The 21,922-nt window shown below is 65.1% G+C and carries 10 protein-coding genes; 6 read left to right on the plus strand and 4 right to left on the minus strand.

Annotated features, from left to right (window positions below; translation table 11 throughout):
- Positions 1-187 precede the first annotated feature (187 nt).
- A complete protein-coding gene (locus tag ASF61_RS00115) occupies positions 188-1,711 on the plus strand; it encodes a PQQ-binding-like beta-propeller repeat protein (RefSeq protein WP_229205656.1) in 1,524 nt (507 codons plus the stop codon).
- Between the two features lie 522 nt (positions 1,712-2,233).
- Entirely contained in the window at positions 2,234-4,792 is a 2,559-nt protein-coding gene (locus ASF61_RS00120; protein WP_307155839.1) for a TonB-dependent receptor, read from the plus strand.
- Between the two features lie 36 nt (positions 4,793-4,828).
- On the opposite strand, the gene aroG is transcribed toward ASF61_RS00120, so the two are convergent.
- The 4 genes from aroG to ASF61_RS00140 form a co-directional block, all read right to left on the minus strand.
- On the minus strand, positions 4,829-5,908 hold the full coding sequence (gene aroG, locus ASF61_RS00125) for a 3-deoxy-7-phosphoheptulonate synthase AroG (RefSeq protein WP_056151139.1): 1,080 nt from the start codon (positions 5,906-5,908) through the stop codon (positions 4,829-4,831).
- Between the two features lie 278 nt (positions 5,909-6,186).
- Positions 6,187-7,650 (minus strand): metalloprotease TldD, encoded by a 1,464-nt coding sequence (gene tldD, locus ASF61_RS00130; protein ID WP_056149809.1) that lies wholly within the window; start codon positions 7,648-7,650, stop codon positions 6,187-6,189.
- Positions 7,651-7,673: 23 nt separating this feature from the next.
- Entirely contained in the window at positions 7,674-8,474 is an 801-nt protein-coding gene (locus tag ASF61_RS00135) for a carbon-nitrogen hydrolase family protein (RefSeq protein WP_056149812.1), read from the minus strand.
- A 20-nt stretch (positions 8,475-8,494) separates the two neighbouring features.
- Entirely contained in the window at positions 8,495-12,718 is a 4,224-nt protein-coding gene (locus ASF61_RS00140; protein ID WP_056149818.1) for a YhdP family protein, read from the minus strand.
- A gap of 252 nt (positions 12,719-12,970) precedes the next feature.
- Between ASF61_RS00140 and glnE the strand changes: the two genes are divergently transcribed.
- The 4 genes from glnE (at position 12,971) to ASF61_RS00155 (ending at position 21,830) form a co-directional block, all read left to right on the plus strand.
- Positions 12,971-15,709 (plus strand): bifunctional [glutamate--ammonia ligase]-adenylyl-L-tyrosine phosphorylase/[glutamate--ammonia-ligase] adenylyltransferase, encoded by a 2,739-nt coding sequence (gene glnE / locus ASF61_RS00145; protein ID WP_056149820.1) that lies wholly within the window; start codon positions 12,971-12,973, stop codon positions 15,707-15,709.
- A 160-nt stretch (positions 15,710-15,869) separates the two neighbouring features.
- Positions 15,870-17,024 (plus strand): TonB-dependent siderophore receptor, encoded by a 1,155-nt coding sequence (locus ASF61_RS23820; protein ID WP_229205657.1) that lies wholly within the window; start codon positions 15,870-15,872, stop codon positions 17,022-17,024.
- Between the two features lie 30 nt (positions 17,025-17,054).
- A complete protein-coding gene (locus ASF61_RS23825; protein WP_255354538.1) occupies positions 17,055-18,809 on the plus strand; it encodes a TonB-dependent receptor domain-containing protein in 1,755 nt (584 codons plus the stop codon).
- A 177-nt stretch (positions 18,810-18,986) separates the two neighbouring features.
- Positions 18,987-21,830, plus strand: coding sequence for a TonB-dependent siderophore receptor (locus tag ASF61_RS00155; protein ID WP_056149823.1), 2,844 nt, complete (start codon positions 18,987-18,989; stop codon positions 21,828-21,830).
- Positions 21,831-21,922: the final 92 nt, after the last annotated feature.

The raw sequence follows: 21,922 nt of genomic DNA on the forward strand, positions 1-21,922 counted from the left end.
TCTTGGAAATAATTACTGCCCAATTTAAAATCTTATTTTTAAAATAATGAGGATAACGTTCATGTACCAGGGTTTGAGAAATGCGGGTTGGACCAGCGGCGTGCTGGTGACAATGCTGTTGGCCGGTTGCGGCGGTGGTGGCGGCAATGACGCGGCAACCCCGGCACCTGCCCCGGCGCCAGCACCCGTGACGACCGCTCCTCCGGCAGCGACGATGACGGTGCAGTCCGGCACTCTCGCACGCGTGGTAGCCGGCAACACCAGCGTCAACCTGGTGGCAGCTGCGCAGGCGGCAAACTTCACGCCGGTCGGCACCGTGTACGCCAGCGCCAGCGATGCTGCCGGCGTCCTGCAAGCGCCGGTGCAAGTGACTGCGGGCGCCAATGGCCTCTACACCTTTTCGCTCGACACCGCCACCGGCGTGACGCCGGGACGCTACAAAGGCAATGCGACCATCAAGCTGTGTACCGACCAGGCTTGCACCACGGCGCAATCGGTCGCGTCGATCAGCGTGCCGTACGACATCACGATTCTGAACTCGGACACTTCCTGGCCCGGCGACAACCTCACCGCGCTCGCGGCGATGAGTGGCGCCGGCGACTGGTCCGCCTATCAGGGTAACAACGCCCACACCGGTTACGTGCCGGTCGCCGTCAAGGCCGACCAGATCGCGCTGCGCTGGAAGCGTGGTTTGCTCAACAATCCTTCCAGTTCCAACAACCCGTCGCTGACGCCCCAGGTGACCGCCAACGGCCTGCTGTACACGACCGATAGCAACACGCTGTACGCCTACAACGAGACCGATGGCAGCCGCGCCTGGAAGTATGACTTCGGCACCAACAACTACTACAACGCGGTCGGTGCGCCTGCCGTGGCCAACGGTGCGGTGTATGTCGGCGGCGGGCTGAACGGTTCGAATTATCTGGTCGCTTTTGACGCAGCCACCGGTGCCGTGCGTTACCGCGCAAGCGTTGCGTCGTCCTCCGACCGCCTGGCGTCGCCGGTGATCCAGGATGGCGTGACTTACTACAACAGCACGTCGTCGTACAATGGCCTCTACGCCTTCAGCGCAACCGGAGAAACGCTGTTCAACACCGGTAACTCCGCGCAAACTCCGCTGGGCACGCCTGCGGTCGATGCAAATGGTGTCTACCTGAACACCGGCAATGGCATTCTCGTCTTCAAACCGAAGACCGGCGAACGACTGGCAGCGATCCTCGACAGCGACAGCAACGCCTATAGCCAGGGTGGCAGCACGCCGGTCATCGGCGCTACCGGCATCTATACCACCAGCAGCTCCTACAATTACTCGACCAACCTCACCAGCAACAGCCTGACCCGTTTCGATGTCGTCAAGCGCTACATCGACTGGCGTGTGGCAGGCAGCTATCGCATCTCGCCGGCCTACGCGAGCGGTGTACTGTATGCACTGAACGGCAACCCGTTCCGGGTGGAAGCACGGGCTGAAGCAGATGGCGCGCTGCAGTGGTCGTGGACGCCGCAGCTGAGCGCGGAGTCGTCATTCTACGGTCCTGCCGTGGTGACCAAGAACCTCCTGTTCGTCAGTACCGATCGCGTCACTTACGCGATCGATCTGACCACCCACAAATCCGTGTGGAGCTACCCGATGGCAGGCCAGCTGTCGATCAGCCAGAATGGCGTACTCTACATTCAAAATGCGGGTGTGACGGTAGCGGTCAACCTGCAGTAACTCAGCTGTCGTTTCACCTGTCGTAACGGGCCGGGCCGCCTTTCAGCGGCCCGGCTTTTTTGTCGCAAAAAAGTCACTGGCGAGCCTGCCGCAGTACCCGCCCCACGCCAAACTCCACCATTGCTTTGTCGCGTTACCACCACAGCGACGCCACACGTTCGCCGGGGGTCCTGCAGGGATGAAGAACATCTCGCAGTGCGCCGTATTTTCTGCCAAATATATGACGGACTTGGCGGCGAAATGACGCGATGACTGCTTTGCAAAAAGCACGTCAAATCTACTTTTTACAAGATTTTTAACGTTGACAGGAATTTCACGCCGATGATCTGATGGAGATGGTGCATCAGCTTGTGCTCGATGGCACGAACATCCATAAAAATGCGGGTTCATTTGGGAGAGTGAAAGATGGTTGTGACGGTCATGGCGAAAAGCATACGCGCAGGGTTTGCCGGCGGCGCATTGGGATTGGGATTGGTTGGCGCGGTGCAGGCACAGGCGCAAACGTCGGCGGCGGACGCGCCAATGCAGCGCGTCGAAGTGACGGGTTCGTCGATCAAGCGGCTGGTGTCGGAAACGGCCAACCCGCTCACCGTGTTCCGTGCCGACGACTTCGTCAAGCAGGGACTGACCACGGCGCAGGAAGTACTGGACCGTATTCCGTCGAACAGCTCGAGCTTCGGCGCCGGCAATGCCGTCGGCGGCAACAGCTCCGGCCTGCCCACGGGCGGCCAGGCCAGCGCCGACCTGCGCGGCCTGGGCGGCGACAAGACGCTGGTGCTGCTCAACGGCCGCCGCATCGCCAACCACCCGTATGACGGCGCCAGCGTGGACCTGAACATCATTCCCGTGACCGCGCTGGAGCGGGTCGAGGTACTGCGCGACGGCGCCTCGGCCATCTACGGCACCGACGCCATCGGCGGCGTGATCAACTTCATCACCAGGCGCAACGTCAAGACCACCACCATCACGGCCGAGGCGATTGCCCCGCGCAAGCCGGGCGCCGACGAAAAGCGCTTCAACCTGTCGAGCGGCTTCGGCGACCTGGACCAGGATGGCTACAATGTGTTCGGCGTGTTCGACTACCACAAGACCGATATCCTGACCTCGCAGCAGCGCGCGTTTTCCAGGACCGGCATCATCCCCTCGCGCGGCCTGAACCTGACGTCCGGCACCACCTTCCCCGGCAACTACTTCGACCCCGGCTCGGGGGCCACCGGCAACCCGGGCTTTGCCAGCGGCTGCGACGCTCCGCTGTCGGTGCCGCGCGCCAGCAACGGCACCTGCCGCCAGGACTACACGCGCCAGATCGACGACCTGCCCGAGCAGGAGCAGAAGACCTTCTTCGGCAAGGCCACCTTCAAGATCAATAACGACCACCAGGCCTCGATCGAATACCTGCACGCGGAAAACGATGTGCTGTCGCACACGGCGCCGCCGCCGCAAACCAATCTGCTGCTGCCCACCAGCAGCAAATACTACCCGGGCAATGCGGGCGGCGTGCCGGCCATGCCCGGCCTGTCGGGCCAGCCGCTGTCGGTGAACTGGCGCCCCACCGAGGCGGGCCAGCGCGAGATCGTCTCCAAGGGCCAGGCCGACCGTCTCAGCATCTCGGCCGAGGGCCTGGCCGGCGGCTGGGACTACAAGACCGGCTTCACACTGTCGGAGAGCCGCTCGGCGGAATATTTCACGGGCGGCTATGTGCGCGACGAATCGTTTGCGGCCGGCGTGCGCGACGGCATCCTCAATCCGTTCGGTCTGCAGGACGCCGCCGGCAAGGCTTACCTGGACAGCACGGCCCTGCGCGGCCAGGTCCAGAAAGGCAAGACCCGCAATACCGGCATCGATGCCAAGGCCAGCCGCGAACTGTGGCAGATGGGCGGCGGCAAGGCGGCAGTTGCCATCGGCGGTGAACTGCGCCGCGAGGAAGCCGACTTCTTCGTCAACCGCGATATCGCGGGACAGGCCGCCAGCTCGGGCCTGTCCGGTTCGCAATCGACGGACGGTGCGCGCACCATCAAGGCCATTTTCGGCGAACTGAACCTGCCACTGCTGCAGGACCTGGAAGTGCAGCTGGCCACCCGCTACGACAAGTACAGCGACGCCGGCAACACCACCAACCCGAAGCTGGGCGTGCGCTACCAGCCGACCAGGCAACTGCTGCTGCGCGGCTCGGCTTCGACCGGTTTCCGGGCGCCGACACTGTTCGAGAAAAACGCCCCGCTCTCGCGCAACGACACCAACAACTCGTACAACGATCCGATCCTGTGCCCGGGCGGCAAAATCTCCAATTCGCCGATCGCCAACCCGCTGCGCGACTGCGACCTGCAGCAGTACAAGCTGCAAGGGGGGAATGCCGCGCTGAAGCCGGAAAAATCGAAAACCTTCGCTTTCGGCGTGGTGCTCGAGCCGGTATCGCAAATCACGGTCTCGGCCGACTATTTCAATATCCGCCTCAAGGACAAGATCAACGCGCTGCCGGAGGAAGTCATCTACGGCGATTTCGCCAAGTACAGCGCGCGCTTCCTGCGCAATGCCGACGGCACGCCGAACGCCATCCTCGACCTGAAGGAAAACCTGGGCAAGGTCAACACCGACGGCGTCGACCTCAGCCTCACAGCACGTTCCGGCAACACTGCCTACGGCAACCTGACCCTGAACGTGGACGGCACCTGGGTCCACAAGTATGAGTACCAGGACGAGATCGGCGGCGCCTACACCCAGAACGTGGGCCGCTACGCCGCCAACAATCCGGTATTCCGCTGGAAGCACAATGCCGCGCTGAACTGGCGCCTGGCCAACTGGAGCGCCACGCTGGCGCAGTCGTATAAATCCGGTTACGTGGACCAGAACCTCGACATCGGCGCCGCCTTCGTCAACCGCGTGCCGTCCTACAGCCTCTGGAACCTGTCCGGCACCTACACCGGCTTCGCGGGCGTGTCGCTGACGGCCGGCGTGAAAAACCTGTTCGACAAGGAGCCGCCGTTCTCGAACCAGGGCACGCTGTTCCAGAAGGGCTACGATCCGCGCTACACGGACGCGGTCGGCCGCGCACTCTACGTGCGCGGCAGCTACACGTTCTGACGCCGGGTCGGGCCTGGCCTGGCCGGGCCTGGCTGCCTACTTCGCAGCCGCTTCGGCGGCCTGCGTGGCCAGGCGGCGCTGGCGCACGGCGGCGGCCAGTCCCTGCAGCACCTGCACGCTCGCTTCCCAGTCGATGCAGCCGTCGGTGACGGACTGGCCGTAGGTCAGCGTCTTGCCCGGCTCCAGGTCCTGGCGGCCGGCCACCAGGTGCGATTCCACCATCACGCCCACGATGCGGGTGTCGCCACCGGCCACCTGGCCGGCAATGTCGGCACACACGGGCACCTGGTTTTCCGGATTTTTCGAACTGTTGGCATGCGACGCGTCGATCATCACGCGCGGCGCCAGGCCCTGAGCTGCAATCGCCCGGCACGCGTCGTTGACGCTGGCTGCGTCGTAGTTCGGCGCCTTGCCGCCGCGCAGGATGATGTGGCAATCCTCGTTGCCGGCGGTGGACACGATGGCCGAATGGCCGCCCTTGGTCACCGACAGGAAATGGTGCGGCTGCGACGCGGCCTTGATCGCGTCGACCGCGATCTTGACGTTGCCGTCGGTGCCGTTCTTGAACCCGACCGGGCAGGACAGGCCGGACGCCAGTTCGCGGTGCACCTGCGACTCGGTGGTGCGGGCGCCGATCGCGCCCCAGCTGATCAGGTCGGCGATGTACTGGGGACTGATCACGTCCAGGTATTCGGTACCGGCCGGCAGGCCCAGCTCGTTGATGTCGCGCAGCAGCGCACGCGCCATGCGCAGGCCGTCGTTGATACGGAAGCTGCTGTCCATGAACGGATCGTTGATCAGGCCTTTCCAGCCCACGGTCGTGCGCGGCTTTTCGAAGTACACGCGCATGACGATTTCCAGGTCACCCTTGAGTTCCTGGCGCAGCTGCACCAGGCGCTGTGCGTACTCGATCGCTGCCGTGGTGTCGTGGATCGAGCATGGCCCCACCACCACCATCAGGCGATCGTCCTGGCCGTGCAGGATGCGGTGCAGCGCGACGCGCGCCTCGGCCGCCGTGCTGGCCGCCTTGTCGGTGCACGCATACTCGCGAATCAGGTGGGACGGCGGCGTCAATTCCTTCATTTCGCGGATCCGTAAATCATCGGTGCGGGGCATGCTGTTCTCCATTATTTCAGATAAGTCGGGGTAAAAAAAAACCGCCTGCAGAGGCGGTTTTTTCTGGATTTGCTGGAACTCGTTGGACTGCTACGTGCACCGGCCGCTACTCCACCGCCTCGGGTTGGAATTGCTAAAGTAAAAGTAGCCGGTAAAGAAGAAGCGGGTCATGGCGACGAATTCGTTGGGTGTCGGGTGAAAACTTAAAAACAGTAAAACGACTATACGCCGATCAATATGCGCTTGGCAAGCCCTTCCCTGCAAAAAACCCACAGCCGTCAGCTGGCCGTGCCGCCGACGGTCACGCCATCGATGCGCAGGGTCGGCTGTCCCACGCCGACCGGCACGCTCTGCCCTTCCTTGCCGCACACGCCCACGCCGGGGTCGAGCCGCATGTCGTTGCCGATCATCGTCACCCGGTTGAGCACCTCGGGGCCGTTGCCGATCAGCGTGGCGCCCTTGACCGGATAGGTGACCTTGCCGTTTTCGATCATATAGGCCTCGCTGGCCGAGAACACGAACTTGCCGTTGGTGATATCGACCTGGCCGCCGCCGAAATTTACTGCGTACAGGCCGTTTTTGACCGACGCCAGGATGTCGCCCGGATCGCGGTCGCCGCCCAGCATATAGGTGTTGGTCATGCGCGGCATGGGCAGGTGGGCAAACGATTCGCGGCGGGCGTTGCCGGTCACAGGCATCTTCATCAGGCGCGCATTCAGGGTGTCCTGCAGGTAGCCGGTCAGGATGCCGTCCTCGATCAGCGTGGTGCACTGGGTGGGATTGCCCTCGTCGTCGATATTGAGCGAGCCGCGGCGGTCGGGCAAGGTGCCGTCGTCGACCACGGTGACACCCCTGGCCGCCACGCGCTCGCCGATCATCCCTGCAAACGTCGAGGACCCCTTGCGGTTGAAGTCGGCCTCGAGGCCGTGGCCGATCGCCTCGTGCAGCAGGATGCCGGGCCAGCCCGGGCCCAGCACCACGGTCATTGGACCGGCCGGCGCCGGGCGCGCATCGAGGTTGACGATGGCCGCATCGACCGCTTCGGCTGCGTAGCGTGCCAGCAGCGCATCGCTGAAATAATCGTAGCGGTACCGCCCGCCGCCGCCGGCCGTTTCCGTCTCGCGGCGGCCATTCTGTTCGACGATCACGGTCAGCGACAGCCGCACCAGCGGCCGGATGTCGGCCGCCAGCACGCCGTCGCTGCGCGCCACCAGCACCACGTCGTATTCGCCGGCCAGGCCGGCCATCACCTGCACCACGCGCGGGTCGCGCGCACGCGCCATGGTTTCGAGGCGCTCGAGCAGCGCCACCTTGGCCGTCGCATCGAGCGAGGCGAGCGGATCGTGCGGCAGGTACAGGGCGCGGCCGTCCACCGGCGTGACAGCGCCGGCCACCTTGGTGCGGCCGCTGCCGGCGCGGGCAATCGTGCGGGTGGCGGCAGCCGCCTCGCGCAGCGCGCTGTCCGAGATATCGTCCGAATAGGAGAACGCCGTGCGCGTGCCTGCCACGGCGCGCACGCCCACGCCCTGGTCGATCGCAAAGCTGCCGGTCTTGACGATGCCTTCCTCCAGGCCCCAGCTCTCGCTCTTGGTGAACTGGAAGTACAGGTCGGCGTAATCGACCTTGTGGGTAAACATCGTGCCCAGGGTTTTCAGCAGCTTGTCCTCGTCCAGGCCGAACGGCGTGAGCAGGATGTCGCGGGCGACGGCCAGGGTGGAGAGACGGGCTTCGGCAGGTTTCATGACGATTGTCTTGCGGATCACTGTTACATGGTGCGATGCTTGAGGGCCGGCAAGCTCTCGCGCACGCCGTGCATGAAGTCCGGGTCGAGCGCGCCGGCCACCACGCCCTCGCCTTCGGCCAGCACCGACTTGACCGTGCCCCACGGGTCGATCAGCATGCTGTGGCCCCAGGTGCGGCGGCCGTTCGGGTGCATGCCGCCTTGCGCTGCCGCCAGCACGTAGCACTGGTTTTCGATGGCGCGCGCGCGCAGCAGGATTTCCCAGTGGGCCTGGCCGGTGGTGTAGGTAAATGCTGCCGGCAGCACGATCAGCGATACCGGTCCCATGGCGCGGAACAGTTCCGGAAAACGCAGGTCATAGCACACCGCCATGCCCACCTTGCCGCACGGCGCCTCGATCACGCCCAGGTGGGTGCCGGGCACGATGGTTTTCGATTCGTTGTACGACTCGGCCCCCTTGGTAAAGCCGAACAGGTGGATCTTGTCGTAGCGACCGGCCGGCTGGCCCTGCGGATCGTAGACCAGCGTGGTGTTGACGACCTTCTGCGGGTCGCTCGACGCGAGCGGCAGCGTGCCGCCGATCAGCCAGATGCCGAGCTCGCGCGCCAGGCCGGCCATGAAGTCCTGGATCGGTCCCTGGCCCAGCGGTTCGGCCACGGCCACCTTGTCGCTGTCGTGTACGCCCATGATGGCCCAGTACTCGGGCAGCAGCACCAGCTGCGCACCGCCGGCGGCGGCCTGGCGCACGAGGCGGTCGGCGGTGGCGATATTGTCCGTCACGGACGGCGAGGAAATCATCTGGATGGCGGCGACGGTATGGTGCATGGCAAGTCTCCCGGTAGTGATTATTGTGCGCTCCTGGCCGCCGGCGGTGCCACCTTGGCGGGGTCGAGCTTGGTGACGACCGGCGCCTTCCACGGCCCGGTCACCTGCATATGATAGGTCAATGCCTTCATGACGGGGGCGCTGAGGAACAATTGCGCCAAAAAGCTGCCCAGGCCGATGACCGGATTGACCGCCAGCGCGTACACGAGCGGCGCCGTGCCGAGATTGACTTCCGGGATCACCACCACGTCCAGATTGGTCAGCTCGTTGGCGATGTCGGCAGTGCCGTCCATCAGCACGGTCGCTGCCATGCCGTGCATTTTCAGGTTGTCGGTGCGCACGATGCCGTGCGCGATGGTGGCGTCGGCGGTCAGGCCGTCGAATGCCAGGCCTTCGGAAAACACGTCGTGAAAATCGAGCTTGAGCAGGCGCGGCAGCGCCTGCAGGCTCAGTACCCCGAGCAGCTTGGCGGCGCCCGGATCCTGCTTCAGGAACTGGCCTTTTTCGACATTCATGGCGATGCGGCCGGACAGGCTGGGCAGGTCCATGCCGTACGGCAGGCCATTCCAGGCGATGTCCCCCTTCAGCGACCCTTTGCCGTTACGCACGGTGCCGACAAAGCCGAAGCGGTCGAGCAGCTTGCCGGCATCCGCGATGTCGAGGTTGAACTGGAGGTCGGTGGTATGGCGGGTGCCGCGCGTGGTCCATTTGCCGGTGCCGGTCAGTTCGCCGTCGGCATTGGCCAGCGACAGCTTGCTGATGCGCCACTCGCGCGCGTCGGGCAGCTGCACGTTGTTCGCCTGCAGATCGAGCTCCCCGAGCGGCTTGTTGAACAACTCGAAACGGTCGATCTTGATATCGAGCGCCGGGATGGTGGCGGCAGCGCTGCCCTTGCCGTCGAGCAGATCGGCCACCTCGTTCGAGGCCGAGGCCGGGATCACCAGCGACGACAGGCGCGCGGTCACCTTGCCCAGGCCGTGGCCGGTCGACGGTTCGCTCCAGGTCAGGTGGCCATTGGCCTGGGTGGAATCGATGTTGGCTTGCCAGACGCCGCGATGGCGCGTGACGCCGGCCACCACGTTCTGCAGCTTGCGGGCGCCGACCAGCAGCTCGCTGGTTCGGGCGGCAATGGCGTTGGGCACCACGTACTGGCTGAAGTCGGCGTCGCCGGTTGCGGTACCGCCGGAAGTGGCGCTGCTGCCTGGATTGCTGCTGCCGCCTTCGCCAGCGACGGCCTTGCCGAAATCGAGCCAGGCGTCGGCGTTGATGGCGGGCAGGCTGATGTTGAAGGTCAGGCCGCTCTCCGGTTCCGGCGCCGGCGTATTGACGCCGATACCACCGCGCACCAGTTGCCAGGGCGACTTGCCGGCCGCGGTGACGGTCTTCTGGCGCTGGTAGTGGGCGGCAATGTCGCTGCCCAGGCCGATGCGGATATCGTCGTGCAGGGCGCCGCCGGCGTCCGGCGTCAGGCCGCTGCTGAGGACGAAACGCAGCGGCATGGTATCGAGCGCCGGCTTGGCCAGCGGCGCCGGCAAGTCCAGCGCCAGCCCGGACAGGCTGGAATCGACCGCCACCACCAGCTGGTGGTCGCGCACCGTCACCGTGCCCGTATAGCGGGCCGTGCCCGAGAAATGACCTGCCAGGCGCTGCATCACGGGCGCCTGGTAGGTCTTGCGGAAGCCCTCGGCGGTCAGCATGCCGCCGAGCTTGATGACGATGGCATTGTCGCGCTGGGTGCCGCCCGTGATCGCCACCGGGCCGTCGAGGAAGGTGCCGGACAGCTGGTTCAGGTTGACGCCGCGCTCGTTGAATTCGATCTTGCCCTGGGCCGCCTGCACCACCGGCAAGTCCTTCATCAGCACGATGTCGTTGTTATTCAGTTGCAGCGTGCCGTCCACCTTGGCGTCGAGCAGGTGGGCCAGCGGCAGGCGCAGCTTGAGTGCCAGCGTGGCGTTGCCGGTCGCCTCGGTATCCTCGGTGAACCGCCCTATCCAGTCGAGCACCGGGCTGTGGTCCACGTAGCGCAGGAATTCCTGCATCGGACCGGCCGCATTGCCATCGATTTCCAGCATCGAATCGTGCACGGTCAGATCGGGGATCACGGCCTTGACGCTGCTGAGCGCCACGCCGCCAGTGGTGGCCGTGTCGCCGTGGATTTCCATGCGGCCCCGCTCGAACACGAAGGTGCCCTTGATGTGCTCGGCCTGCGGCCATTCGGGCAGCGGCTGGCCGTCCTTGCCCAGCTCCTTGCCGCCGCGCAGGTACTGGCCCGGTGCATAGTTGAGCTTACCTTCGGTCAATTTGCCAGCCACCTTGAATTCGCCGTGCGGCGCATGCTCGCCGTGGAACGGGAAATGCGCGAGGTCGCCGCGCAGCCGCACGCTGACGTCGCTGGCGGTGCCGCCTTCGAGTGCGCCGGTCAGCCAGGCCGCCAGGTCGTGCGGGGTCTGCAGCGGCAGGTAGCGGCCGATGCGGTTGACCTGGAAACCGTCGAGCGTGCCGGTCAGATCGGCCTGGCCGGCGCCGCTGCCCGACAGCGCCATGCGGTGCGTGCCGCGCAGCGTGCCGGATAAACCATCTTGCAGGAAGTCCATGCGGTCTATGCTCAGCAGCAACTGGTCATGCGGTTCGAACGACCAGCGGGCCTTGAGGTTCAGGCGGTCGAACGGCATCGCCGCATCGGTGAAATAGCCGGGCAGCTGCAGCACCAGCTGCTCGGACGCCAGGCTGAAGCTGCCGCCCTGGTCGGTGGCGTCGATGGTGCCGGTCAGGTTGTCGAAACCGGGGATCGCCGGCACCGCCGCCGTGGCCGGGCTCTTGCCCTTCCTCGGCTGGGCCAGGCGCGCCGGCTGCGGTTTCAGGCTCAGGCTCACCAGGTCGCCCTTGACCCGGTACGATTGCAGCGCCGGAAATTTACCCTGCCATTCGGCCGAGAAATCGCGCAGCAGGCCGCTGGGCGCGGTATCGGCCAGCAGCGTGCGCTGTTGCGGCGTGAGCGGCAGACGCGCGGCGATGCCGGCCAGCGTGCGCAGGTCCAGCTGGGGCGCGCGCAGCTGGTATTTTTCCGGTTTGCCGCCGCTGGCGGCAGTGAATTTTTCCGACAGCGACGTCGGCGCCATCACCAGGCCGTCGCTGGTGGTCAGCGTCAGCTTGCTGATCTCGACGCTGTGGCCGCGGGCACCGAACGTGCCGGAGGTCCGGGCTGGCGCGGCGGCGGCCAGCAGCGGCCATTCTTCGCGCGCGGCGATGCGGCCGGTCACCTGCTGCAGGTCGAGCACCGGCAAGTCCTCGCCCAGCACGGCCGACACATTGCGCAGGCCGAGGTCGGCAGTAAAGCCGGTCAGGCGCTGATGGTCGAAGCTGAGCCAGGCGCGCAGCGCGCCGCCGCCCGACTGCAGCGCGAACGGGAAATCAAGCCAGGCTTTCCAGGCGGCGACATCGGTATCGCGCAGGTCCGCGTACAGTTCGCCCTTCCACATCGCCGTGTTCGAGACGCGGGCGCCGAACGCCGGATGGGCGAAGTCGGCGCGCACGTCGAGCGGACCGGCCAGCGCGGCCGGCGGCGTGGCCCTGAACGCCAGCTGGTGGTGCAGCCACTCGTTGTGCAGCCGTGCGGTCACGCCGGTGAGCGCCAGCGGGGGCGCACCGCGCTGGTCGTCGGTCCAGCGCACGCGGCCGTCGCGGATGACGATTTCGCGCTGGGCCAGCAGCCATTCCAGGCCACGGCCGTCGGACGGCTTGCCCGGATCGAGGTACAGGCCCGCCACGTAGAGATTGCCGTCGGCAGCGCGGCGGATATCGAGGTCGGGCTGCCGTAGCGACAGCGCGTGAAAACGGGGGGAAGCGGTCACTGCCGTCATCCAGGACAGCGTGGCGGCCACCTCGGGCAGGCGCAGCGCCGGCTGGCCCTGGCGGTCCTGCAGCACCACGTCGCCGAGCGTGAGCGTGGGACGGAAACCGCTCCACGACGCGTCGATGCGGGCAATCGTGACGCGGTTGCCGATGGCGCGGCTGGCCAGGCGCTCGATGTCGCCACGGTAGTGCTCGATATTGGGCAGCACCAGGTAGCGCAGCAGCAGGACCAGGATGGCAAAGGCGAAATAGCCGAGCAGCGCCAGCTTGAGCGTGACATCGAGGAGGTGGTGGGTCGCCACGTTGCAGACCCGATAGGCGGCGCGCAACCGGTGCCAGCGCACGGCGAGCGGCCCTTCGGCTGCGACGGTCTCCTCTTCTGTTTTCTGCATCAGGTAATTAAAAATCCGGTCTGCTGACCCTACAATGATCGATAAATCGGGTTCAAGCTGGTCGCCTGTCCCGCGATTCTACCGCATCGGCATGGCCGCACAGCGGCGCCGGCTTTCGTAAAACGATGTTTTCACAGCGCTTTTTAGGTTTTCCCCGATTTAATCTTGTCGCCAAGTATTATTGTGATTGCTACTCGGTTAACCGGTACCGCGTACATCGCGCTTTAGGAAACCCAACAGGAATATTGCCCCATGATCGCACCCACCGTTTCCCGCTTTTACCAGCGCTGGCTGGCCGCCGCCCCCGATCGCGCCGCCAAGGCCGACGCCATCGCCCAGGTCAATCTGGCCGAGATCGACCTGGCCGGCTACCTGGCGCAGGAAGCCGTGGCCGGGCCCGAAGGCGCGCCGCCGCTGCCGCTGGTACGGTCGATGCGGCGCCTGCGCAACCTGCTGGTATGCGGCCTGATCCGCCGCGACCTCGAAGGCCGTGCCGACCTCGGCGAGGTGGTGGAAGCGATGACACGCTTTGCCGACTTTGCCATCGCCCGCCACGTGGCCGAGATCGACGCCGAGCTGCGCACCGCCCACGGCGTGCCGACCGGGCGCGACTCCGGGCAGCCGCAGGCGTTGATGGTGCTGGCCATGGGCAAGCAGGGCGGACGCGAACTCAATGTCTCGTCCGACATCGACCTGATCTTCGTCTACCCCGAGGAAGGCGACACGGCCGCCGGCGCCGGCCAGCGCAGCCTGTCCAACCACGAGTACTTCATCCGCCTGGGCAAGAAACTGATTGCCGCCCTGGCCGAGATCACCGAAGATGGCTACACGTTCCGGGTCGATATGGCATTGCGGCCGAACGGCGGTTCCGGTCCGCTGGCGGCCAGCCTGTCGATGGTGGAAAACTACCTGATCGTCCAGGGCCGCGAATGGGAACGCTACGCTTGGGTCAAGGCGCGTGCAGTGACGGGCCGCGCCGACGATATCGCCGCGCTCGAGGCCATCGTGCGCCCGTTCGTGTTCCGCCGCTACCTCGACTTCGGCGTGATCGACGCGATCCGCACCATGCACGCCCAGATCCGCGCCGAGGTGAACCGCCAGGAGCGCCTGCACCCGGACCGCAGCAACAACGTCAAGCTGGGCCGCGGCGGCATCCGCGAGATCGAGTTCCTGACCCAGGTATTCCAGCTGATCCGGGGCGGGCGCGACGCCGCGCTGCGCGAACGCTCGACCCGCGCCACCTTGCGCATCGTGGCCGACAAAGGCTTGCTGTCGCACGCCATCGTCCAGCAACTGCTCGCTTCCTACACCTTCCTGCGCAACCTCGAGCACCGCCTGCAGTACCTCGACGATGCCCAGACCCATACCCTGCCCGCCAGCGAGGCCGACCGCCAGCTGGTGGCCGACATGATGGGCGTGGCCGATGTGCCGGCCCTGCTGTCGCAGCTGGACGCCCATCGCCAGTTCGTGGCCGGCCAGTTCGACCAGATGTTCGCCGACAAGTCGGGCGACAGCGACCACCAGATCGCACTGCAATCGAGCACCGACTGCGCCGATCCCGACAACTTCGAAGCGATGGTGGCGCAGTTTGCCGAACTCGGTTTTACCGACGCCGCAGGTGCCGCGCGGCGGCTGGTGGCGACCTGGCAGGCGCCGCGCCTGCAATCGCTGCCCGAGGCCAGCCGCAACCGCCTGCAGGCGCTGATCAATACGGCCGCGCCGCTGATCGTCGCCTGCGCGCGCGAGTCGGCCGGCGACCAGCATGCCACGCTGGGCCGGCTGCTCGATTTCCTGGAGGCGGTCGCGCGCCGTTCGGCCTATCTGTCGCTGCTGACCGAGTATCCGCACACGCTGGTGCGCGTGATCCGCATGGTGCACGCCAGCGGCTGGGCCGCCAAGTTCCTGAGTCAGCATCCGATCCTGCTCGACGAACTGCTCGACGAGCGGGTGCGCAACGCCGTGTTCGATCCCATCAGCCTGGCGGCCGACCTGCGGCTGCAGCTGGCTGCCGCCAGCGGCGATACCGAACGGCAAATGGACATCCTGCGCGAAGTCCACCACGCGCAGCTGTTCCACCTGCTGGCCCAGGACCTGGCCGGCGACCTGACCGTGGAACGGCTGGCCGACCACCTGTCGGCGCTGGCCGACACCATCGTCGATGCGGCCATCCAGGCGATCTGGCAAACGGTGGCCACGCGCCACCGCGAAGTGCCGCAGTTCGCGGTCATCGCCTACGGCAAGCTGGGCGGCAAGGAGCTCGGCTACGTGTCCGACCTCGACGTGATCTTCCTGTTCGACGACGCCGACCAGGATGCGCCGGCCCAGTACGCCAAGCTGGCGCAGCGCTTCATCACCTGGATGACGTCGCACACGTCGGCCGGCATCCTGTTCGACATCGATACCGCACTGCGCCCGGACGGCGCCTCCGGCATGCTGGTCTCGAGCGTGGGCGCGTTCGAAAAATACCAGACCAGTTCGGCATGGATCTGGGAGCACCAGGCGCTCACGCGCGCGCGGTTCTGTGCCGGCGATAGCGCGATCGGCCAGCGCTTCGACCAGATCCGCGATGCCGTGCTGCGCAAGCCGCGCCCGCTCGACGGTCCGCTGCGCACCGAAGTGGTGGCGATGCGCAAGCGCATGCGCGACGCCAAGCCCAACCCGACCGCCCTGTTCGACCTCAAGCAGGATGCAGGCGGCATGATCGACGTCGAATTCATGGTCCAGTACCTGGTGCTGCAATATGCGGCCCAGTACCCGGAACTGACGGTCAACATGGGCAATATCGGCCTGTTGAAAATCATGGCCGGCCTCGGCCTGCTCGACGCCGGGCTGGCAGCCAAGGTCGGCGACGCCTACCGCAAGCTGCGCAAGCTGCAGCACCAGCTGCGCCTGCAGGGACAGGACCTGGCGCGGGTCGATCCGGCGCTGGTGGCCGACGACGTCGCGCACGTGCAAACACTGTGGCAGCAACTTTTTCAGCAGCCGTTCTAGCGAGCTTTAGTGTATAAATAATATTGTTGGTTTTTTGTGAATATGGACGAGCGCCCGTTTACGTGGCCGTGCGCCGGTGCGACATTGGTCGGTCACGCCGTGCGCCTGACTGCCGGCGGCCACCGCCAGGCGGTGTCAACCACACTTACGAGGAGCTGCAATGTTCACAGAGAAAAAGCTGGTCCGTCTGCTGCGGACCATCCCATGCGTCGGCGCACTGGCGCTGAGCTTGCCCCCGGCACAAGCCCAAACAGCGCAGCAGCCTGCCGCACCGGGTCCGGTGCAGCAGGTGGTGGTTACCGGCTCACGCCTTGCCGCACCGGGCGCGGAGTCGCCATCGCCGTTGCAGGTGCTGGACGCGGCCGACATCGCCGCGTCGGGCGCTACCAATTTGCAGGAGCTACTGCAGAAAAACCCCACGCTGGGCACGCCCACGCTCAGCCGCACCAATTCCAACTTCCTCACCTCGGGCGGCGGCGTTACCACGGTCAACCTGCGCAACCTCGGCGACTCGCGCACGCTGGTGCTGGTCAACGGCCGCCGTTTCGTCTCCGGCGTGCCTGGCGATACGGCGGTCGATCTCAGCACCATCCCCACCGACTTCATCGAGCGGGTGGAACTGCTCACCGGCGGCGCCTCGGCCACCTACGGTTCGGACGCCGTGGCCGGCGTGGTCAACATCATCCTCAAGCGCAATTTCGAAGGCCTGGTGATCGACGCCCAGGCCGGCCGGAGCGCCGAGCACGACGACGACAAGCGCAAGCTCTCGCTGACCTTCGGCACCACCAGCGCAGACGGCGCCAGCAACCTGATGGGCCATTTCGGCTACACCAAACAGGGTGCCGTGTATTCGCGCGACCGGCCGTTCGCCGCTGTGGACCAGACCTCGGCCATCAGCCGCGGCCGGCCGGACCTGGCGTTTACGCCGATCCGTCCGTATTACTCGGGTTTTACCCCGGCCGGCCGCTTCATTGGCGACGGCGACACCGATTTTACGTACGACGCCAGCGGCAATGTCATTGCGGTCGACACCAACGGCGACAACGGTCCGGCCACCGGCTACAACCGCTCGGCGCTGCGCGCGATCGCCGTGCCCACCGAGCGCTACCTGTTCGCCCTGAACGGCACCCGCGCCCTGACCGACAGCGTCAGCGCTTTCTTTGAAGGCACGTATGCGGCCACCAAGACCACCACCAACATCGAAGCCTTTCCGCTCGGCGCGGACGACGTGTTCAAGGCCAGCGGCCAGGCGCCGGCCGGGGCGCTGGTCAACGGTGTGCTGGTGAAAAATCCGCTGGTGCCGCAATACCTGTAAGACCGCATCAGCGACACCGACGGCGACGGCATCCCCGATTACTATTTCACGCGCCGCCTGTCCGAGTTCGGCCCGCGCCGGGCCCAGGCCGACCGCGACACCTTCCGCCTGGCCACCGGCCTCAAGGGCAATGTGCGCGACTGGAATTACGAAGCGTTCGTCAGCTATGGCCGCACCAAGGAAGCGCAAAATTCCACCGGCCAGGTCAACGTGCCCAACCTGCGCCAGGCGCTCGACGCCGTACCGGGCAGCGCGGGTGCGGCCGTGTGCCGCGACGCCAACGCGGTGGCCGAGGGCTGCGTGCCGATCAATATCTTCGGCCCCGGCACCATCATGCCCGAGGCGCTCAAGTACGTGACCGCACCGGGCTCGCTGCTGACGTCGGTCACCCAGAAGCTGGCCGGCGCGTCGGTCAACGGCGAGCTGTGGCAACTGCCTGCCGGCAAGGTAGGGCTGGCGGCAGGCGTCGAGTGGCGCAGCGAGGAATCGAGCGCCGTACCCGACCCGCTGACCCAGGCCGGCCTCAATGCCGGCAACGCCACGCCGCCCACCTACGGCAAGTTCCAGGTGCGCGAAGTGTTCGCCGAAACCCGGGTGCCGCTGCTCAAGGACCGCCCTTACGCGCGCGAGCTGTCGTTGCTGGCCACGTTCCGCCACGGCGATTACTCCACCGTGGGCAGCACCAACAGCTGGAACGTGGGCGGCGAATGGTCGGTCACGCCCGACATCAAGTTGCGCGCCACCCGCGCCCAGTCCACCCGCGCCCCCAATATCAACGAGCTGTACCAGTCACCGACACAGGATTTTCCCACCGGCCTGGTCGATCCCTGCGAAGGCGTCACGGCCGGCATGACATCGCCGCTGGCCGTCAACTGCATGGCTGCGCCCGGCGTGCAGGCGAACATGGCTGCCAACGGCGGCGTGTTCAGCCTGCAGCAGCAGGACCGCCAGGGCATCAGCGGCTACAACGCGGGCAACCCCGACCTGAAAGCGGAAAAAGGCCGCTCGACCACGATCGGCCTGGTGCTGACCCCGCGCTCGATCGCGCCATTGTCCGGCGCCACCTTCACTGTCGATTATTTCAGGATCAGCATTGCCGACGCCATCGTCGCCACCGAACGCCAGTACGCGCTGGACCAGTGCTACAACGCCGGCAACCCGCTGTTCTGCAGCTTCATCAAGCGCCGCCCGGCGGCAGTGGGCAACCTGTCGGCCGGCTTGATCGAATACAGCGATACGGCCGTCACCAACAGCGGCGGCCTTGGCACCGAGGGCGTCGATCTGACCGCCGCCTGGGCCGGCCGCGCGGGACCTGGCCGGCTCAGCGCACGCCTGGCCTACACCCACCTGCGCAAGCTATGGACCCAGGCCACGCCCGGTCCCGAGGACCAGCGCAACAACGACGTCGGCGAGGTCACGTCCAGCCAGGTCAACGCGCCGCGCAACAAGGCCGTGCTGAACGCCGCCTACAAGTGGCGCGACTTCGGCCTGAACTGGACCGCCACCTACAACGGCCCGGTGGCGCTCGACGACCAGTTCCTCAAGAGCCTGGAGATCGCGCCGGGTGCAGTGAAGATCGGCTCGCGCACCTACAACGATTTCCAGCTCACCTACGACCTGCGCCGCTCGGTGCAGTTCTACCTGGGCCTGGATAACGCCTTCAACGCCAAGCCGCCACCGATCATCAGCGGCCTGCCCGGCAATACCACCGGCGCCGAAACCGATGCGTCGACCTACGATCCGATCGGAAGACGGTATTACCTGGGGCTGCGGGTGACCTTGTAGCGAGATGCTTGATGTGTAAATACAACGTTGCCTGCCCCAAAACTGCGCATAAGAAAGTCAACCATGTTGTATTTACACCTTTTCCCATGAAACCAGAATGCCTACTCCTATACTAATAAAGCACTGCACGGACCTAACACATGCAGGCATCTTAAAAAAACATACCCGGGAGTTGTAATGAAGAAGATTGCTTTGAAGGCCAGCGTGACCGCTGTCGCGCTCACGCTGGCGTCATCTCACGTTGTCGCTCAGGAAGACAGCACCAGGTCGATCGAAAAGGTCGTGATCACCGGTTCCAACATCAAGCGCATCGATACCGAAACCGCCACGCCGGTCCAGATCCTCAAGAAAGAAGACATCGCGCGCCTGGGCGTCAATTCGGTCAAGGAAGCGCTGGAAACGCTGACGTCGTCCACCGGTGCCCTGTCCGACATCGGCGGCTCCAACTCGTTCGCCAGTGGTGCTTCGGCAGTCTCGCTGCGCAATCTCGGTAAGCAGTCGACGCTGGTCCTGCTCAACTCGCGCCGTGTGGCGCCATATGCGCTGGCCGACTACAACGAAGTCTTCACCAACCTCGACTCGCTGCCGCTCGACGCCATCGAGCGCATCGAAGTGCTGCGCAATGGCGGCTCGTCGATTTACGGCTCCGACGCGGTGGCAGGCGTCATCAACATCATCACCCGCTCCGACTTCCAGGGGCTGCAGGCACGCGCCAGTTACGACCAGTCTTTGAAGAACGGCCAGTTCAGGACCAAGACGGCCAGCATCACCGGCGGCTTCGGCGACTGGGACAAAGACAAATACAATGTGCTGGCCAATGTCGAAGTCTTCAAGCGCGACGAAGCACTGTGGCGCGACCTCGTCGACGACATCAACCCCGACTACGGCAAACGCTTCTCGGCCGTGGCGCCAGGCAGCGGCCTGATGTTCGGCAACCGCGGCGCGCCATCGACCTTCTCCTACCCGGGCAACCTGATCGGACAGGGTCCGGTACCGGGCTGCGCCACGCTCAACGCCGCCGGCTTGTGCGTGTACGACCGTTTCAGCCGCTTCGAAGCGGTGCCGAAGGCGGACCGTGTCAACGCGCTGCTTTCCGGCAAACTGGACCTGGGCGGCGGCACCGAAGCCTTTGCCGAAGCCTTGTACTCGCACACCAAGACCAGCTACACCTCGGCGTTCGCCACGTATGGCTCGACCACTGCCAACACGGTGTGGGGCGCAGGCCAGACCTTTATCTACCAGTACCTGCCAGCGACGCACCCGCTCAATACGACAGGCGAAGACGTCGAGTTGCGCTATCGCTTTGCCGATGCACCGTCCTACAAGGAAGCGACCAGCGACCAGTACCGCGTACTGGGCGGCGTCAAGGGTAACTGGCGCAATTTCGATTGGGAATCGGCAGCAGGCGTCATGGGCAGCAAGACCAAAATGCGGAGTGCCGGCGCGCTCAGCAACAGCGGCTTCAAGCAAGAGATCGGCGATTACAACAACTTCGATCCCGATACGTTCAGCGTGCGCGATCCGAACTTCTTTAATCACGGCTACCAGATCGGCAAGGTCAATTCGCCGGAGGTACTCAACACCCTGTTCCCGGCCAACGGCTACGACGGCAAGATCACCCAGTACTTTGCCGACGCCAAGCTGACGGGCGAAGTGGGCAAGATTGCCGACCGCGCCATCAATATGGCGGCCGGCGTCGAAGTGCGCCACGAACAGTTCAAGATCATGCCTACGGACAACCTGCTGCAGGGGGATATCGTCGGCTATGGCTCGTCCACAGCCGATGCCTCGCGCACCACGGAAGCAGCATTTGCCGAAGTCAGCCTGCCGGTCACCTCCACGCTGGACGTCACTGCAGCAGCGCGTATCGATAAATTCCCCGGGTTCAAGGCACACACCTCGCCCAAGCTGGCGGCCACCTGGAAGGCAACCCAGTCGTTCCTGCTGCGCGGCACGCTGGAATCAGGCTTCCGCGCACCGAACCTGACCGAGAGCGCCCAATCGAGCAAGTTTGCGTTCGATAACGGCGTGGTTGATCCGAAACGTTGTCCACAAGCCCAGGCGCTGGGCCAGGCCTTGCGCACCCAGTCTGCAGCGCTGCCGAACAGCGACCCCAACAAGGCCTTGCTGCTGGCGCGCGCCGACACGGTCGAAGGCAACGAGTGTGCGACGGGCGTTCCAAGCGTCGTGCTCAACAACCCCAACCTCAAGCCAGAAACCACCCATATGGGGACGGTCGGCTTCGTGCTCGAGCCGATCAAAAACACCAACCTGTCGGTCGACTACTGGCGTATCGAGCGTAAGGATGAAATCGGTATCAAGTCCACCGCCGAGCTGTTGGCAGCGGAAGCCGACCAGCCGGCAGGGACGATCAAGCGCGATACACTGTCCTCCGACAAAACGTTTACCACCGCAGAACAGACAACGTATGGCGTGACCAGCGGCAGGCTTAGCGGCACTGCCGGCTCGTTCCTGAACGTGGCGCGCACCAAGACCAGCGGTATCGACGCCTCGGCCAATACGCGTTTCGATACCGGCATCGGCCGCATGGACCTGGGAGCGAACGCCACCTACCTGCTGGATTTGAAAAACTTCAGCAGCGCGCTCAACAGCTACGGCGACAACCTGGCCGGTCGCTACGGTTACTCGAAAACGGTTGCCAATGTGACCGCTGCGCTCAAGACCGGCGACTTCACCAACAGTCTGCGCCTGATCTACCAGAGCAAGACGGCGCTCAATACCGACTACTTCGACGAAACCTATACGTCCGCAGGCTGCACCAAGCTCAAGTGGTCGGCCGACGAGTGTCAGATCAAGGCTTACGGCCGCTTGGACTGGAACTTCACCTATACCGGCGTTCGCGACCTGACGCTGAGCATATTCATGCGCAATGTGACGAACCGCCGGCCGCCGCTCGATCTGCGCGCCTTTAACGAAAGTGGTGGTGGCGTCATTCCGCAAGATAATGCGGACGTCATGGGCCGCTCGGTCCGTGTGACCGCCGAGTACAAGTTCCGCTAAAAGTATACGGCGTAAAAGCCCCCGGCTCGCTGCCAGGCGAACCGGGGGCTTTTTTCATCCGCAGCACCGTTTGCGAACTTCGCAGCCATAAA

The organism is Duganella sp. Leaf126 (assembly GCF_001423125.1).
In the GTDB taxonomy this organism is placed as follows: domain Bacteria; phylum Pseudomonadota; class Gammaproteobacteria; order Burkholderiales; family Burkholderiaceae_D; genus Rugamonas.